Source organism: Streptomyces sp. NPDC033178, from assembly GCF_055577685.1.
Map to the genome: position 1 here is coordinate 247,213 of NZ_JBVIPT010000003.1, position 16,784 is coordinate 263,996.

14 protein-coding genes are annotated in these 16,784 nt (G+C 71.4%); 5 read left to right on the top strand and 9 right to left on the bottom strand.

Annotated elements, in window-relative coordinates:
- Positions 1-96 precede the first annotated feature (96 nt).
- The gene (locus ACZ5VQ_RS08425; protein ID WP_469104228.1) at positions 97-576 is read right to left on the bottom strand and encodes a macro domain-containing protein; all 480 of its coding nucleotides are present in this window, start codon (positions 574-576) and stop codon (positions 97-99) included.
- A gap of 145 nt (positions 577-721) precedes the next feature.
- Between ACZ5VQ_RS08425 and ACZ5VQ_RS08430 the strand changes: the two genes are divergently transcribed.
- A complete protein-coding gene (locus tag ACZ5VQ_RS08430) occupies positions 722-1,429 on the top strand; it encodes a MerR family transcriptional regulator (RefSeq protein WP_362073188.1) in 708 nt (235 codons plus the stop codon).
- 43 nt (positions 1,430-1,472) lie between these two features.
- On the opposite strand, the gene ACZ5VQ_RS08435 is transcribed toward ACZ5VQ_RS08430, so the two are convergent.
- Complete coding sequence (locus ACZ5VQ_RS08435; protein WP_189839564.1) at positions 1,473-2,198, bottom strand: SDR family NAD(P)-dependent oxidoreductase; 726 nt, start codon at positions 2,196-2,198, stop codon at positions 1,473-1,475.
- A 227-nt stretch (positions 2,199-2,425) separates the two neighbouring features.
- On the opposite strand from ACZ5VQ_RS08435, the gene ACZ5VQ_RS08440 reads away from it, so the two are divergent.
- The 3 genes from ACZ5VQ_RS08440 to ACZ5VQ_RS08450 all read left to right on the top strand — a co-directional run bounded on the left by ACZ5VQ_RS08440 (position 2,426) and on the right by ACZ5VQ_RS08450 (position 6,143).
- Complete coding sequence (locus ACZ5VQ_RS08440) at positions 2,426-3,484, top strand: ABC transporter permease (RefSeq protein WP_469104229.1); 1,059 nt, start codon at positions 2,426-2,428, stop codon at positions 3,482-3,484.
- Between the two features lie 102 nt (positions 3,485-3,586).
- Positions 3,587-4,657, top strand: coding sequence for a sugar ABC transporter substrate-binding protein (locus ACZ5VQ_RS08445; RefSeq protein ID WP_469104230.1), 1,071 nt, complete (start codon positions 3,587-3,589; stop codon positions 4,655-4,657).
- A 1-nt stretch (position 4,658) separates the two neighbouring features.
- Entirely contained in the window at positions 4,659-6,143 is a 1,485-nt protein-coding gene (locus ACZ5VQ_RS08450; protein ID WP_469104231.1) for a sugar ABC transporter ATP-binding protein, read from the top strand.
- Between the two features lie 29 nt (positions 6,144-6,172).
- Here the strand turns inward: ACZ5VQ_RS08450 and ACZ5VQ_RS08455 are convergent, their stop codons facing one another.
- The 7 genes from ACZ5VQ_RS08455 to ACZ5VQ_RS08485 all read right to left on the bottom strand — a co-directional run bounded on the left by ACZ5VQ_RS08455 (position 6,173) and on the right by ACZ5VQ_RS08485 (position 15,456).
- A complete protein-coding gene (locus ACZ5VQ_RS08455) occupies positions 6,173-6,925 on the bottom strand; it encodes an IclR family transcriptional regulator (RefSeq protein ID WP_362073203.1) in 753 nt (250 codons plus the stop codon).
- A 167-nt stretch (positions 6,926-7,092) separates the two neighbouring features.
- Positions 7,093-8,718 (bottom strand): thiamine pyrophosphate-binding protein, encoded by a 1,626-nt coding sequence (locus ACZ5VQ_RS08460; RefSeq protein ID WP_469104232.1) that lies wholly within the window; start codon positions 8,716-8,718, stop codon positions 7,093-7,095.
- A gap of 349 nt (positions 8,719-9,067) precedes the next feature.
- The gene (locus ACZ5VQ_RS08465) at positions 9,068-11,293 is read right to left on the bottom strand and encodes a 3-hydroxyacyl-CoA dehydrogenase NAD-binding domain-containing protein (protein ID WP_469104233.1); all 2,226 of its coding nucleotides are present in this window, start codon (positions 11,291-11,293) and stop codon (positions 9,068-9,070) included.
- A gap of 40 nt (positions 11,294-11,333) precedes the next feature.
- A complete protein-coding gene (locus ACZ5VQ_RS08470) occupies positions 11,334-12,548 on the bottom strand; it encodes an acetyl-CoA C-acetyltransferase (protein ID WP_469104234.1) in 1,215 nt (404 codons plus the stop codon).
- Positions 12,549-12,588: 40 nt separating this feature from the next.
- The gene (locus ACZ5VQ_RS08475) at positions 12,589-13,731 is read right to left on the bottom strand and encodes an acyl-CoA dehydrogenase family protein (RefSeq protein WP_469104235.1); all 1,143 of its coding nucleotides are present in this window, start codon (positions 13,729-13,731) and stop codon (positions 12,589-12,591) included.
- A complete protein-coding gene (locus ACZ5VQ_RS08480; protein ID WP_469104236.1) occupies positions 13,728-14,957 on the bottom strand; it encodes a CaiB/BaiF CoA transferase family protein in 1,230 nt (409 codons plus the stop codon). The genes ACZ5VQ_RS08475 and ACZ5VQ_RS08480 overlap by 4 nt, the downstream gene beginning before the upstream one ends.
- 118 nt (positions 14,958-15,075) lie before the next feature.
- A complete protein-coding gene (locus tag ACZ5VQ_RS08485; RefSeq protein ID WP_055618769.1) occupies positions 15,076-15,456 on the bottom strand; it encodes an MmcQ/YjbR family DNA-binding protein in 381 nt (126 codons plus the stop codon).
- Between the two features lie 112 nt (positions 15,457-15,568).
- Here ACZ5VQ_RS08485 and ACZ5VQ_RS08490 point away from each other — a divergent pair, with 112 nt between their 5' ends.
- Positions 15,569-16,759, top strand: a complete 1,191-nt coding sequence (locus ACZ5VQ_RS08490; protein WP_469104237.1) for a saccharopine dehydrogenase family protein — start codon at positions 15,569-15,571, stop codon at positions 16,757-16,759.
- Positions 16,760-16,784 lie beyond the last annotated feature (25 nt).

Here is a 16,784-nt window from a genome sequence, read left to right on the forward strand (position 1 = left end):
TGCGGGTTGTACTGGGCTGGTCGCGCCCCGCGGCGGAGCCGCAAATGTCAGAGCCCCGCGCCCCTTACGGGGCCCGCCCCCCTTGGGCGGACTCGCTCAGTCGCCGTGGTCGTACACCGTCACCGGGATGCCTCTTGCTATGAGTCGCTCGGTTATCAGTGGCTCCACTCGTGACCACTTGCCGCCCGCCAGTCCGCAGCCGATGCGGGGCATGTGGACGGACGCGCCGAGTTCGAGGGCCTTGTCGGCCAGCGGGGCGAGGGCCGTGTCGATCGCCTCGTACCGGACGGGGACGCCCTTGCTGCCGGTCTTCGTGCCCCGCTGGCCGATCATGTTGGCCACCCACACGTATTGGGCGACCTTGACGAACTGGGTGGCGCCCAGGGCGAAGTCGTTGCCCGCGCGTTCGCGGTGCCAGCGGCGGTAGGCCGCCTCCGGTTCCGGCCAGCGGTTCGACAGGGCGAGGACAAAGCCCTTGCCCCAGCCCCCGATGTCGTTGCAGACATGGGCGATCAGCTTGACGCCCTTGCCCAGTGGGGTGGTGGCGTCGCCCCGGACGTACGTGATCTCCGACATGACGCCAACCGTACGGACCGCCACTGACAATCGGCCTCGGCATTCGGGGGCGCCGGCCGCCGATGGGAGCTTTCACAACTCAGGTGAGACAGCAATACTGTTGCACCGCACCCGTGAGGCAGATGTGGTATCCGAAGGAGCGGTCATGGCGACGGACATCGAGGAGCCGACGCTCACGGTCGACGAGCTGGCCGCGCGGGCGGGGGTCACGGTGCGGACCGTTCGGTTCTACGGCACGAAGGGGCTGCTGCCGCCGCCCGTGATCGGGCCGCGCCGGGTGGGGCACTACAGCCAGGAGCATCTGTCCCGGCTCGCGCTCATCGAGGAGCTGCAGCACCAGGGGATGACGCTGGCCGCCATCGAACGCTATCTGCAGCAGTTGCCGGAGGGGCTCAGCGCCCATGACCTGGCCATCCACCGGGCCGTGGTGGCCTCCTGGGCGCCGGACTCGGCGGAGGAGGTGAGCCGGGCGGAGCTGGAGCGCCGGGCGGGGCGGCCGCTGAGCGCGGAGGACCTGGACCGGCTCGTCGCGATGAGCGTCGTCAGGGAGGCGGCCGCCCCGGGCACGTACCGCGTGGACCTCGGGCTGCTGCGGCTCGGCGTCCAGCTGCTCGACGTACCGATCGCGCACGAGACGATCCTCGCCGCACGCACGGTCCTGCTCAAGCACACGCGTGCCGCGGCCCACGAGCTGTCCCTGCTGTTCCGCGACGAGGTGTCCGAGCGCGAGTCCGTCGAGGCGGTGAAGGATCTCTCCGCCCACATGCAACCGCTCGTGGTGCAGGCGCTGTTGACGACCTTTCAGCGCTCCTTGAAGGAGGAGCTGCGGGAGTGGCTCACCGAGGAGTCCTGAGTCACCCGCCCACCGCTGACGCTCACGCATACGCCTCCCGCCCTCACAAGTACGCCGAGCCGCCTGCCACGTTGAGCGTCTGGCCCGTCAGGAAACCGCTGCCCTCGTCGACGACGTACAGCAGTGTGGAGACGAGGTCTGACGGCTCCTGGGTTCTGGGGACGGCCTGTTGGGCGCGGACGTGCTCGAAACCGCCGCCGGCACCGACCGTGCGCTCGGCGGTCGCGGTGCGGACCATGCTCGGCGCGATCGCGTTGACCGTGATGTCGTACGGGCCGAGCGCCGAGGCGAGCGCCCGGGTGAAGCCGATCAGGCCCGCCTTCGAGGCGGTGTACGCCACCATCGTGGGCGGTGCGGTGAGGACGGCGGCCGAGGCGATGTTCACGATGCGCCCCCAGCCCGCCGCCTTCAGGTACGGCAGGACGGCCCGGGTCATCAGGAACGGCGCCTCCAGGTTGACGCGCATGACACGCCGCCACTCCTCGGGCGTGATGTCCTCGAACGGCGACTCCGGGTACACGCCCGCGTTGTTGACGAGGACGTGCAGCGTGCCGAACTGTTCCAGCACCCGCTCAAGAGCCGCGTGGACCTGTGCCTCGTCGGTGACGTCGGCGATCAACTCCACGTAGTCCAGAACGCGTTCGGCCGTCCGGGTCTGCGGGACGAGGTCGAGTCCGGCGACTCGGTAGCCTCGTCCGGCGAGCGCGACGGCGAACTCCTGCCCGAGGCCCTGTGCCGCTCCGGTCACCAGCGCGGTCCGCGTCTCCATGCGGTGAGTGTGATGACCCGTCAGGCGGTGGGCAAGGGGGCGTTTCCGGTCTTCGGAACGCGGTGGTCGGGTCCGGCGCGGCTCCCTTCGACCGGCGGCTCCCCGAGTCGACCCGACCACCACCGGCTCCTGTTCCATTCGCTGGAACGGCCGTGTTGCCGCGCGCGCCCGACGGCCCGACGCTGCGGGGCGACCCCCCAGCCACCGGCGTTCGGGAGCCGTGTCCGATGACCGAGACCGACCGTGCCGTGGACGACGCCGAGCGGGCCCGCGAACAGGGCGGCGGCGGACGGTGGTTCAGGCTGTCGCCCGGTCGGCTACCGGCGCGCCGCCTCGGGAACCGGCGGCTGCTGCCCGACGAACTAGGCGTCCTGGTCGTCCTCGCCCTGCTCGTCGCCGGCATCGGCATCCCGTACCCGGACTTCCTCGACAGCGACAACCTGCTCTCCACCGCGCACAACTCCGTGTACATCTCGCTGATGGCGTGCGGCATGGTCTTCGCGCTCGCCATGCGCGAGGTCGACCTGTCGGTGGGCGGCAGCTACGCGATGTGCCTGGTCGTCGGCGCCCTGCTCGTACGGGAGGGTGTCGCGCCCTGGCTGGCCGTCCCGGCGGTCCTGCTCACCGGGATCGCGCTGGGGGTATTCAACGCACTGGTCACGACGCTGCTCGCCCTGCCGTCGTTCATCGTGACACTGGGCACGCTGATGCTGTTCCGGGGCGTCGGACTGGCGCTCGCCGACGGGAAGCAGATCACCGATCTGCCGCTGGACGACTCGTTCTTCACGCTCGCGGGCGGTGACGCGGCCGGAGTGCCCTTCGCGCTCTGGGTGTTGCTCGCGGTCGTGGTCGCTCTCGCGGTGCTGCTCGCCCGCACCCGGTTCGGGGCTCGGGTGCGGGCGATCGGGTCCAATCCCGACGCCGCCGCGTTCAGCGGTATCCCCGTCGTCCGTACGCGCGTTCAGGCCCTCGCGCTGTCCGGTCTCACCACGGCGTGCGCGGCGGTCCTCGCGCTCGCGTACTACGGCGCCGGCGATCCCACGCTCGGCCAGGGCTACGAGTTGCAGGCCATCGCCGCGTGCATCATCGGCGGCACCCCGCTCGCGGGCGGACGAGGATCGGTGGTCGGGGCGGTGGCCGGCGCGATGATCCTGTCCGTCGTCGCCTCCGGGCTCGTGTTCTTCGAAGTACCCATCAACTGGACGTCGTTCGCCACCGGCGGGGTGATCCTCGTCGCGGTCGCGGCGGACAGCGCGCTGCGGCGCGGCGGGCGCCGCCGACATTGAAGTCCCCTTGTCCTGAGCCTTGTTCGGATCGCCGGGAGCCCTGTTCGGAGCCTTGTTCGGAGCCTTGTTCGGAGTTTGTTCAGAGCCTTTTTGGAGGCCGTCATGCACTCCCGATTGCGTACGCTGTCCGCCGCGCTCGGCGCGCTGGTCCTCCTCTCCGCCACCGGCTGCGGCAATGACGACGGCCCCGGCGGCTCGGGCGGCGGCAAGCTCGACATGGGCATCGCGGTGGCCAACATCAGCCTGAACTTCGCCCACGAGATGGTGCTGGGAGCCGAGAGCGCCGCGGACCACGCGGGGGACGTGAACTTCAAGGCCGTCGGGCCGCCCAACACGGACGGGCCCGCCGAGGTGCAGCTCTTCCAGAACCTCACGGCCCGCGCCAAGGACGGCATCGTCCTGGAGAACCTCGATCCGCCGATCTTCACCCGCCCCGCCGCGCGCGCCGTCGACCAGGGCATCCCGATCGTGGCCCTGGACACCTCTCCCACCGACGGCAGCAAGGTGACCTTCTACGTGGGCAACGACAACTACGCGCTGGGCGAGTTGATGGCGAAGGAGGCGCTGAAGCGGCTCGGCGACGACCCGAAGGGGGAGATCGTCGTCGGGGTGCCCAACCCCGGGACGCCGGTGCTCGACAACCGGGCCAAGGGCATCGCCGACGCGTTCAGGAAGGAGGCTCCGGGCGTGAAGGTGCTCGGCCCCTTCCAGACGTACAGCGATCCCGGGCAGAACCACAGCTCCTGGTCGTCGCAGGTGGGCGCGCATCCGAAGGCCCTCGCCTTCCTGGGTGTCGGTGACGCCGACAGCTACAACCTCGCGAAGATCAAGAAGGAGAAGAACGGCAAGTGGCTGACGGCGGGCTTCGACGTCGACCCGAAGACCCTCGACGCGGTCGAGGACGGCTCGAACTTCGTCACCATCGACCCGCAGCACTTCCTCAAGGGCTACCTCTCGACGGCGATGCTCATCGAGTCGGTGCGGGACAACGACGGCAAGCTGCCCGACGGCTGGTTCCTCTCCCCCGGCGGGGTCGTCGACTCCTCCAACATCGACGAGATCATCACGCGGCAGAAGTCCGCGAAGGCGGCCTACGACTGGTACAAGCCCGTGATCGACAAGCTGCTGGGTGACCAGCAGGCGCAGCTCAAGCCGTTGAAGGACGCGCGCTGAGATGACGTACGGCGACATGCTGGCCGCGCAGGGCCTGGTCAAGTCGTACGGCGGGGTCAGGGCCCTGGACGGAGCCGGCATCCGGCTTCGGGGCGGGGAGGTCCATGCGCTGGTCGGTGAGAACGGGGCGGGCAAGTCGACGCTCGTGCGGATCCTGTCGGGCACGCTGCGGCCGGACGAAGGGACGCTGCGGCTCGTGCCGGAGGCGCGGTCGGGCGGAATCGCCGTCGTCTCCCAGGAGTTGAGCCTCTTCCCCGACCTGTCGGTACGGGAGAACCTCTTCCCCCACCGTCCACCGCGGCGCTTCGGGCTGCTCGACCGGAGTGCGATGGACCGCGCCGCGCGCCCCGTGCTCGACGAGCTGGGGCTCGACGTCGAGCCCGGCACGCTGCTGGGTGAACTGCCGCTCGCCGACCAGCAGTTGACGGAGATCGCGCGGGCGCTGCTGCGCCGGCCGCGTGTGCTGGTGCTCGACGAGCCGACGTCCGCGCTGCCGGCCGCCGCCGTGGACCGTCTCGAAAGGGTCCTGCGGACGCTCACGGGGCGGGGCATCGCGATCCTGTACGTCACCCACTTCCTGGAGGAGGTGATGCGCCTCGCGCAGCGCGTGACGGTGCTGCGCGACGGACGGGTCACCCTGGCCGGCGTACGGCGGGAGGACGTCGGCGTGCCGGATCTCGTGACGGCGATGCTGGGCGGGACACCCCAGCAGCCGGTGCGGCGGACGCGTGCCGTGGCCGACGGGCCGCCGCCGGTCGTGCTCTCCGGGGTCTGCCTCCCGGGGCGCCTCGCGGACGTGACCTTCACCGTGCGCGTGGGAGAGGTGGTGGGCGTGGCCGGGCTCCAAGGGGCCGGTCATCTCGACGCGTTGGCGGTGGTGTGCGGGCGCACGGCCGTTTCTGTCGGCCGGGTCGACATCGGTGGCCGGGGGCTGCCACGGTCCCTGCGCGACGCGGTCCGGGCGGGCGTGGCGTTCGTGCCGAGCGACCGCAAACGGTACGGGCTGATGACCGACCGCACGGTGTGGGAGAACACCACGGCGGTGAGCTGGCTGGCGCTGGGGCGGGGCGGCTTCATACCGTCGCGCGCTGAACTGGTCCGTCGCACCAGTGACTTGACGGAGCGTCTGCGTCTGCGCGGCGACCCGCACGACGTCGTGGCCCGCCTCTCCGGCGGCAACCAGCAGAAGGTCGTCTTCGCGAAGTGGCTGGCCACCGAGCCCCGCATCGTCGTCCTGGACGACCCCACGCGTGGTGTCGACGTCGGCGTCCGGTCCGAAATGCACCGCATCGTGGGCGAGTTGGCGGCGGGCGGCGCCGCCGTGCTCATCGCCTCGACCGACCTGGCCGAACTGACCGAGGTCTGCGACCGGGTGCTGGTCTTCGTACGGGGCCGGACCGTGGAGGAGTTGAGCGGCGCCCGACTGACCGAGCACCAGTTGGCGGTGTCGATGCAGGCGGGGGGCAAGGCCGGGACCGAGCAGTGACCCGCCCCGGGGCCTGCCCCGCGTACCGCTCACGCCGACAACGCCCGCGTCAACGCACGCGCCGCCGCGCACACCCGCGCGCCGATGCGTTCCATGTCGAGGCGCCGGGTCCCGCCCGTCACGGAGATGGCGGCGACCGGGCGGCGTTCGTGGGCGTAGACCGGGGCCGCGACGGCGGAGATGCCGATCTCCGCCTCCTCCAGGTTGACGCCGAAGCCGCGGGCACGGGTCCGTGCGAGGTCGCGGGCGAGCTGGCCGGGTAGGACGAGCGTGCGCGGGGTGAGCCTGGGCAGGGAGACGCACGGCGGCCGGGGGTCGTGGGCCAGGAAGACCTTCCCCGTGGCGGTGCAGTGGGCAGGCAGGCGACCACCAGTGCGCGAGACGATCGGTGTGGCGCGGCGGCCGGTGAGCTTCGCCAGGAAGAGGGTGTCGGGGCCGTCGGGCACGGCCAGGTGCACGTTCTCGCCGGTCGCCTCGTACAGGTCGCCGAGGAACGGCAGGGCGATGTCCCGCAGTTCGCGAGCGGACGGCGCCGACTGACCGAGTACGAAGAGGGCGAGCCCGATGCGGTAGCGGCCGTCGGGTCCGCGCTCCACGAGCCCCAGCCGGACCAGTTCGCCCAGCAGCCGGTGCGCGGTCGGCTTGGGCAGCCCCGTGCGCAGCGCGAGTTCGGCCAGACTCTGCGCGCCCTCGGACTCACCGCAGGCACGCAGCAGCGCCGCCCCGCGCGCGAGCACCGACTTCGGCACCTGAGGTACCCGAGGCACCTGACCGTCCGTCATGGACCGATGGTCCGGCCCCGGCACGCGGGTGACAAGGTGCGGGTCCCTGTGAGTCACCGGCCGCCGGAGAACTCGTACGCGGCGCGAGGGAGTTCGTACGTCGTCCAATGGCTGTCACGTCGACCCGCCCGCCCCTGCCGCCGAAGTACGCCGCCACCGGGTCTCCCCTACCGAAGCGGCACATCGACCAGCATCGGCCGCGCCAACTCACGGACCCCGCCCACCAGTTCACGTAAGTGATCCGCGCTCTCCGCGCGCACGGCGTCGATCCCGAAGAAGCGGGCCGCCTGTGTGAAGTCCAGTCGCCCCAACTCGGTGCCGGGGCAGGGCCCGTTGCCACCCATCGCCTCGTAGGTGTTCTGGAGCGTGCGGTATGCGCCGTTGCTCATCACCACGAACAGCACGGGAGCCGCGTACCGGGCCGCGCTCCACAGGCCCTGGAGGCCGAAGAGCGCGCAGCCGTCGCCCAGAACCGCGACGACGGGCCGTCCCGGCTCGGCGAGGGCCCGGCCGACCGCGGCGCCGATGCCCCAGCCGAGTCCGCCGCCGACGGTGTGCGTGTAGCTGCCGGGCCGGTCGAGGTGCACGAGCCGGCGCAGCAACAGGCCCACGGTGATGGCCTCTTCGACGACCGCGGCGCCCGGCGGCAGCCCGCGGGCGACGGCGTGGGCGGCGGCCCAGGGGGCGAGGGGCGCAGGTGAGTACGCGGCCCGCGCGGCGGCCTCCGCACGTTCCCGTTCGACCGTGTGCCGGTCACAGGCACGCAGCACCCGGATCTTCGCCGTACGTTCGGAAACCCGCTCGCGCAGCAACTCCGCGAGCCGGTCAAGGGAGGGACGGAGCGCGCCCACGACCCCGTGGTCGGCCGGGAAGTTGCGGCCGATCTCGTCCGGGTCGGAGTCGAGCTGTACGACGGTGATGCCGGGCGGCAGTGCGGGACCGGGGCTGTAGTGGTGCGGTGTGAACGCGTGCGCTCCGGCGATCAGCACGGTGTCGTACGGAGCGAGCGTGGTGCGGATCGCGTCGTGGCGCGGTGGCAGCATCCCGGCGTACAGCGGGTGGGTGGTCGGGAAGTCGAGGTGGTCCGCCATCGGCTGGTGGTGCACGGGCGCGCCGCACGTCTCGGCGGTCCGGACGAGCGCGGCCATCGCGTCCTCGCGGCCCACCCCGTCCCCGGCGACGATCACGGGCCGGGCGGCGGCGCCGAGCAGGACGGCGGCCCGGTCGAGGCCCCCGGCGGGGGTGGGCCTGAGCGGCGGCGTGCGGGCCGGGACGTCGACCTCCGTGTCCTCGGCCAGCAGGTCCATGGGTACGGACAGGAACACGGGCCCGGCGGGCGGCCGTACGGCGAGTGCGAAGGCGCGGCGCAGCGCGAGCGGGAGGTCGCGGGCGTGCTGGATGTCGTAGGTCGCCTTCACGGCGGGCGCGGCGAGAGCCACGAGGTCCCCGGAGAGCATGGGGTCCTGTTGGAGGTGGCGGCGGTCCTGCTGACCGGCCATGACCACCAGCGGGGTGCGCGAGCGGCGGGCGTTGAGCAGGCCGATGAGTCCGTTGGCGAGGCCCGCGGCGATGTGGAGGCTGACGAAGGCGGGGCGGCCGGTGGCTCGGGCGTATCCGTCGGCCATGGAGACGACCGCGCCCTCGTGGACGCCGAGGACGTAGTCCGGTGCCTCTTCGGTGTCCTCCAGGGCTGCCAGGAAAGGCAGTTCGGTGGTGCCGGGGTTGCCGAAGACGCGGTCCACGCCCTCGCCGCGCAGGATGTCGAGCAGGGCGGGGGTGGGGCGGCGGCCCATCGTTGGCTCCTCGCGGGGACGGGGAACTGGGTTCGCCGGTCAGCGTCGGGGCCGCGGGGGCGGGGGGCAAGGGGGGCGTGTCGCTCAGCGGTACGGACGGCCGGCGCACCGGGGGATTTCGCCCCCGCCGCCCCTACCCATTCCCGTCACTTCCTCAGGGGCTCCGCCCCCGAACCCCCAAAAGACTGCGCAGTTCCCCGCGCCCCTAATTAGGGGCGCGGGGAACTGCGCACCCCAGCCACTACGAACCCGCACCCGGCAACCCACCCCACGGGGTCTGGGGCGGAGCCCCAGGGGACGGGGATGGGTAGGGGCGGCGGGGGCGAAGAGATCCCCCGGCGCCGAACCCTCACGCGTCCGTGAACCGCTCGCCCTTCTCCGCCTTCTCCACGAGCAGCGCGGGAGGCGTGAACCGCTCCCCGTACCGCTCGGCGAGCTCACGCGCGCGTGCCACGAATGCGGGCAGCCCGGTGCCTGCACCCCCGGCGCCGGCACCTGCCCCAGCGTCGCCCTCATACCCGTTGATGTACTGCAGAACGCCACCCGTCCAGCCCGGGAAGCCGATCCCGAAGATCGAGCCGATGTTGGCGTCGGCGACGGACGTCAGGACGCCCTCCTCCAGGAGCCGGACGGTGTCCAGCGCCTCGGAGAACAGCATCCGTTCCTGCATGTCCCGGAACGGGATCTCGGCTCCCGCGCGCGTGAAGTGCTCGCGCAGCCCGGGCCACAGCCCGGCGCGCCTGCCGTCCTCCCCGTACTCGTAGAAGCCCGCGCCACCGCTGCGCCCGGGGCGGCCGAACTCGTCGACCATGGAGTCAATGACCGAGTCGGCGGGGTGCGCCGTCCAGGTGCCGCCCGCCTCCTCGACGGCCCGCTTCGACTCGGCGCGGATCTTGCGCGGGAGGGTGAGGGTCAGCTCGTCCATCAGGGAGAGGACCTTGGCGGGGTAGCCCGCCTGGGCGGCGGCCTGCTCGACGGAGGCGGGCTCGATGCCCTCGCCGACCATCGCCACGCCCTCGTTGATGAAGTGCCCGATGACACGGGAGGTGAAGAAGCCCCGCGAGTCGTTGACGACGATCGGGGTCTTCCTGATCTGCCGTACGAGGTCGAAGGCGCGGGCGAGTGCCTCGTCGCCGGTGCGCTCGCCCTTGATGATCTCGACGAGCGGCATCTTGTCGACGGGCGAGAAGAAGTGCAGTCCGACGAAGTCGACCTGTCGCTCGACGCCTTCGGCGAGGGCGGTGATCGGCAGGGTCGAGGTGTTGGAGCAGAGCAGCGCGTCCGGTTCGACGATGTGCTGGATCTCCTGGAACACCTTGTGCTTGAGCGCGGAGTCCTCGAAGACGGCCTCGATGACGGCGTCGCAGCCCGCCACGTCCTGAGGGTCGGCGGTCGGCGTGATGCGGGCCAGCAGCGCGTCCGCCTTCTCCTGGGTCGTACGGCCCCGGGAGACCGCCTTGGCGCAGAGCTTCTCGGAGTAGCCCTTGCCCTTTGCCGCGGCCTCGGCCGTCACGTCCTTGAGGACGACGTCGATGCCCGCGCGGGCGCAGGAGTACGCGATGCCCGCGCCCATCATCCCGGCGCCCAGGACGGCGACCCTGCGGACCGGGCGGGGCTCGACGCCCTTGGGCCGGTTGGCACCCGAGTTGACGGCCTGGAGGTCGAAGAAGAAGGCCTGGATCATGTTCTTGGAGGTCTGGCCGGCGGCCAGCTCCACGAAGTAGCGCGCCTCGATGACCTGCGCGGTCTCGAAGTCGACCTGCGAGCCCTCGACGGCGGCGGCCAGGATGTTGCGCGGGGCCGGGTAGGGCGCGCCGTTCGTCTGCTTGCGCAGGTTGGCCGGGAAGGCGGGCAGGTTGGCCGCGAACTTCGGGTTGGACGGGGTGCCGCCCGGGATGCGGTAGCCGGGCTTGTCCCAGGGCTGGCTCGACTCGGGGTTGGCGTCGATGAAGGCGTGGGCCTTGGCCAGCATCTCCTCGCGGGTGGCCGCCACTTCGTGGACGAGGCCGTTCTCCAGCGCGCGCTGCGGGCTGTACTGGGTGCCCTGGAGGAGCACCTTCAGGAGCGCGTCGGCGATGCCCAGGAGGCGTACGGTCCTGACGACGCCGCCGCCCCCGGGCAGCAGGCCGAGTGTGACCTCGGGGCAGCCGATCTTGGAGCCGGGCGCGTCCAGGGCGACGCGGTGGTGGCAGGCCAGAGCGATCTCGAAGCCGCCGCCCAGGGCCGCGCCGTTCATGGCGGCCACGACGGGCTTGCCGAGCGTCTCGATGCGGCGGAGGTCGCGCTTGATGGCGAGGCCGCCGTCGAGGAGCTGCTGGGCGGTCTCGGGGGTGACCCGGATGAGGTCGCGCAGGTCGCCGCCCGCGAAGAAGGTCTTCTTGGCGGAGGTGAAGACGATGCCGCGGATGGAGTCGGGGTCGGCCTGAACCGCCGCCTCCAGACGGTCGGTGATCGCGGCGAGCGAGTCGCGGAACGCCTGGTTCATGGTGTTCGCGGACTGGTCGGGGTCGTCGAGGACCAGGGTGACGATGCCGGTCTCGTCCTGTTCCCAGCGGATGGTGGTGCTCTCGGTCATGAGGGGGTTCTCCGTTGAAGTCCGTTGGTCCACTGGGGAGTCAGATGCGCTCGACGATCGTGGCGATGCCCATACCGCCGCCGACGCACAGGGTGGCGAGGCCGAACCGCTTGTCCTGGCGCTCCAGTTCGTCGACGAGCGTGCCGAGGATCATCGCGCCGGTGGCGCCGAGGGGGTGGCCGAGGGCGATCGCGCCGCCGTTGACGTTGACCTTGTCCAGGGACAGGCCCATGTCCTTCACGAAGCGCAGGACGACCGCGGCGAAGGCCTCGTTGATCTCGACGAGGTCGATGTCGTCGATGGTCAGCCCGGCCTTGGCGAGCGCCTTGCGGGTGGCGGGCGCGGGCCCGGTCAGCATGATGGTCGGCTCGGATCCGGAGACGGCCGCGGCGACGATCCGCGCGCGGGGGGTGATTCCGTACCGCTCGCCGACCTCCTTCGAGCCGACGGCGACCAGCGAGGCGCCGTCCACGATGCCGGAGGAGTTGCCCGCGTGGTGGACGTGGTCGATCTTCTCCACCCAGTGGTACTTCTGCAGGGCTACGGCGTCGAAGCCGCCCAGGTCGCCGATGTCGGCGAACGACGCCTTGAGCCTGGCGAGCGAGTCGGCGGTGGTGCCGGGGCGCAGGTGCTCGTCGTGGTCGAGGACGACGAGTCCGTTCCGGTCCTTCACGGGGACGACGGACTTCTCGAAGCGGCCGTCCTTCCAGGCCGCGGCGGCGCGCTCCTGGGACAGCGCCGCGTACTCGTCGACGTCGCGGCGCGAGAAGCCCTCGATGGTGGCGATGAGGTCGGCGCCGATGCCCTGCGGTACGAAGTTGGTGGCGATGTTGGTCATCGGGTCGGCGAACCAGGCGCCGCCGTCGGAGGCCATCGGCACCCGGGACATCGACTCGACGCCGCCTGCGAGGACGAGGTCCTCCCAGCCCGAACGGACCTTCATCGCGGCGAGGTTGACGGCTTCCAGGCCCGACGCACAGAAGCGGTTCTCCTGGACTCCGGCCACCGTGTCGGGCAGTCCGGCGGCGATGGCGGAGATCCGGGCGATGTCGGAGCCCTGGTCGCCGACGGGTCCGACGACACCGAGCACGATGTCGTCGATGGCGGCGGGGTCGAGCCCCGGGAAGCGGGCCCTGATCTCGTGGATGAGCCCGACGACCAGGTCGACGGGCTTGGTGCCGTGCAGGGCGCCGTTCGCCTTGCCGCGGCCGCGCGGGGTGCGGATCGCGTCGTACACGTACGCTTCGGTGGTCACGCGTGAGCCTTTCAAGGAGAGCCCGCAAGGGCCGGGAGGGTCAGCCGAGCAGCGAGCGGCCGATGATCTCCTTCATGATCTCGGTCGTCCCGCCGTAGATGGTCTGGATGCGGCCGTCGGTGAAGGCCCTGGCCACGCGGTACTCCGTCATGTAGCCGTAGCCTCCGTGCAGTTGGAGACAGCGGTCCGCGACGCGTTTCTGGAGTTCGGTGGCCCACCACTTGGCCATCGAGGCGTGCACCGCGTCGAGTTCGCCGTTCGCGTGGTCCTCTGTGCAACGGTCGACGAACGTCCTGGTGACGGCGCACTCGGTGGCCATCTCGGCTATCTCGAAGCGGATGTGCTGGAGCCGGGACAGCGGCCGCCCGAAGGCCTCGCGCTCCTTGACGTACTCCGTGGTGATCTCCAGCAGGTACTCGGCGGCGGCGATCCCGGCGACCGCGATGTTCAGCCGCTCCTGCGCGAGGTTCGTCATCAGGTGCACGAAGGCACCGTCGAGCTCGCCGAGGAGGTTCTCCTTGGGGACGCGTACGTCGTGGAAGAACAACTCGGCGGTGTCCTGGGCCTTCTGCCCGATCTTGTCGAGGTTGCGGCCGCGCTCGAAACCGTCCGTGCCGCGCTCGACGACGAGCAGGGAGAGGCCCTTCGCGCCTCCCTCGGGGGTCGTCTTCGCGACGACGACCACCAGGTCGGCCAGGATCCCGTTCGAGATGAAGGTCTTGGAGCCGTTGAGCAGCCAGTGGTCACCCCGGTCCTCGGCGCGCGTCTTGATGCCCTGGAGGTCCGATCCCGCGCCGGGCTCGGTCATCGCGATGGCGGTGATCAGTGAGCCGTCGCAGAAGCCGGGCAGCCAGCGCCGCTTCTGCTCGTCGGTGGCGAGGCCCGTCAGATACGGCCCGATGATGTCGTTGTGCAGCCCGAGGGCGAGCCCGGCGGCCCCCGCGCGGGTGAACTCCTCGGCGAGTACCGCGCTGTAGCGGAAGTCGGCGTTGCCCCCGCCCCCGTACTCCTCCGGCACCGCGAGTCCGAGCAGCCCCTGCCTTCCGGCGGCCAGCCAGGCGTCCCGCGAGACGATGCCGTCCTTCTCCCACTGCTCGTAGTGCGGCAGCACCTCCTTGGCGAGGAAGATCCGGACGGTCTCGCGGAACGCGTCGTGCTCGGGCGCGAAGATCTGCCGCTTCATTCGGCGCTGCCCTTCGGTTCGTTGTTGCCCTGCGGCTCGGTCTTGCCCTCCGGCTCGCTGTTGCCTTCCGGCCCAGTGCGGCCCTCCGGCTCGTCGCTGCCCTTCAGAAGGTCCGGTACGTCCCAGTCGCGGGCCACGTCCGCGGTGTCGGCGCCCGGCAGTGCGGGCCCGCTGCGGACGGCGGTGGGGGTGGTGGAGAAGCGGGGCGCGGGCGCGGGCTGGGTGATGCCGCCGTGGTTGGTGAAGGTGCCGCGGGCGGCGAGATGCGGGTGGTGCGGGGCCTCGCGGAGCGACAGCACCGGCGCCACACAGGCGTCGGATCCCTCGAAGACGGCGGTCCACTCGTCCCTCGTACGGGTCTTGAAGCGGGCCGCGACGGCCTCGCGGAGGTCGCCCCAGCGGGACACGTCCTTGCGCGCCGAGACGTACTCTCCCAGGCCGAGGAGCCACACGAACTCCTCGTAGAACTGGCCCTCCAGCGCGCCCACCGCCATGTACTGGCCGTCGGCCGTCTCGTACGTCCCGTAGTACGGGCAGCCGCCGTCGAGGAGGTTGGCGCCCCGCCGGTCCTGCCAGCCGCCGGCGGCCATCATGCCGTGGATCATCGAGGCGAGGTGGGCCGTGCCGTCCACGATCGCCGCGTCCACGACCTGTCCGGCGCCGGTCGCGCGGGCGTGGTGCAGGGCGGCCAGGACGCCGACGACGAGGTAGAGCGAGCCGCCCGCGTAGTCCCCGACGAGGTTCGCGGGGACGGCCGGCGGCTCGCCGGGAGCGCCGATCATGCCGAGGGTGCCGGTGAGCGCGATGTACGCGATGTCGTGGCCCGCGCGCGGGGCGAGCGGGCCCTTCTGGCCCCAGCCGGTCATCCGTCCGTAGACGAGCTTCGGATTGCGGGCGTGGCAGGCCTCGGGGCCGACGCCGAGGCGCTCGGCGACGCCCGGACGGTAGCCCTCGATGAGGATGTCGGCGCGGGCGACGAGGTCGAGGACGTGGTCCGCGCCGTCGGGTGCCTTCAGGTCGACGATCACCGAGCGCTTGTTGCGGTTGGTGATGTCGAAGTCGGGGTTGATCGCGAGTCCCACGCCGTTCGGCCTGTCCACGCGGACGACGTCCGCGCCCAGGTCGGCCAGGAGCATGGCGGCGAACGGGCCGGGCCCGATGCCCGCCAGCTCGACCACGCGCACCCCGGCGAGCGGGCCGTGCACTGCCTTTCCTGCCGCCGCCATCAAGCCCCCAGCACTGTGACACACCTGATGTAACATCAGCGATGTTAAGAACGTGTTCCACTCCGCACAAGCCCTGGCGAGCAAGCGCTTAGTAGATTCTGGAAGCCAACCAGGAGCTTCAGCGCGCGTCCAGCTCCGCTATGAACCTCTTTGGGGCGATGGTGCGGTAGCTCTCCTCGACCCAGTCGCACAGCAGCTCCGCGGCAGGGGCGCCCTTCTCCTCCAGCGGGACCCTCACCCAGCCCGCCTTGCCCAGGCCGTATCCGGCGGGCTCCGCGCCCGGTGAGGACAGCGCGTGGGCGTGCGCCACCTCGTCCTTGAGCTTCACGGTGACGCCCAGCGGATAGCTGCCGTCGGCGACACCGAGGAACACGAACACCTTCTTGTTGACCTTCGCGACGCTCTCGCCCCAGGGGAACTCCTCGGCCGCGCCCGGCAGTCCGAGGGCGAACTCTCGTACTTTCTCCCACTTCTTCAGGGCGGTCTTCGTCGGGGCCACGGCTGCCTCCGGTCCTTTTCGGCCCCGCGCACGGGGTCCTGGTTCGGCTCCTCGTACCTCACGCTAGCCTCAGCCACCGACAACGGCGCGGGCTGGACGGCTGAGAGGTGCCATGAGCAGGCAGGACAGGACGGAGCGCGCGTACGACATCGTGCTCTTCGGGGCCACGGGGTTCGTCGGCGTGCTCACGGCGGAGTATCTCGCCGCGCACGCTCCAGAGGGGCTGCGGTGGGCGATCGCGGCGCGCGACACCGCGAAGCTGGAACGGCTGCGGGAGCGCCTGACGTCGATCGACCCGGCCTGCGCGGAGCTGCCCCTGCTGCGGGCCGACGTCGCCGATCCGGCGTCCGTGCGGGAACTCGCGGAGCACGCGCGCGTGGTGGCCACGACCGTCGGGCCCTACCTGGCCTACGGCGAGGACCTGGTCGCCGCCTGCGCGGAGGCCGGTACCGACTATCTGGACCTGTGCGGTGAGTCCGAGTTCGTGGACCTCATGTACGTGCGGCACGACGCACGCGCGCGTGAGACCGGCGCGCGGCTGGTGCACGCCGCCGGCTTCGACTCGATCCCCCACGACCTCGGCGCCTACTTCACCGTGTGTCAGCTGCCCGAAGGGGTACCGCTGACCGTGGACGGGTTCGTACGCGCCGGGGGCATGTTCTCGGGCGGCACCTTCGCCTCCGCCCTCAACCAGATGTCGCGCGGGCGGCACATGCTCGCCGCGGCGCGGGACCGCAAGCGGCACGAGCCCCGGCTGGTGGGACGGCGGGCCTACGCGCCGCCGAGCGCTCCGCGGTACGCCAAGGAGGTCGGGGCGTGGGCCTTGCCCCTGCCCACCATCGACGCGCAGATCGTGCAGCGGTCCGCGCGGGCGCTGGAGCGGTACGGGCCCGATTTCCGTTACCGGCACTACGCGGCCGTCGAGACGCTGCCGTTCGCGGTGGGCGGGGTGGCGGGGGCCGGTGCGATCGTCGCGGCGGCGCAGGTGCCGCCGGTGCGGCGGTGGCTGTCGGACCGGCTCAAGCCCGGTGACGGGCCCAGCGAGGAGAAGCGGGCGGAGAGTTGGTTCTCGGTGCGGTTCGTCGGTGAGGGGGGTGGGCGGCGTGTGTTCACGGAGGTCTCCGGTGGGGATCCCGGGTACGGGGACACCGCGAAGATGTTGGCCGAGTCCGCGTTGTGTCTTGCCTTTGACGAGCTGCCCTCGACGTCCGGGCAGGTGACGACTGCCGTTGCCATGGGAGATTCGCTGATCGAGCGGTTGCGGGGGGCTGGGATCAGTTTTCGGGTGGCTGCGACTCGGTAGTGCTCTGCGGGACCCCGACCATCAC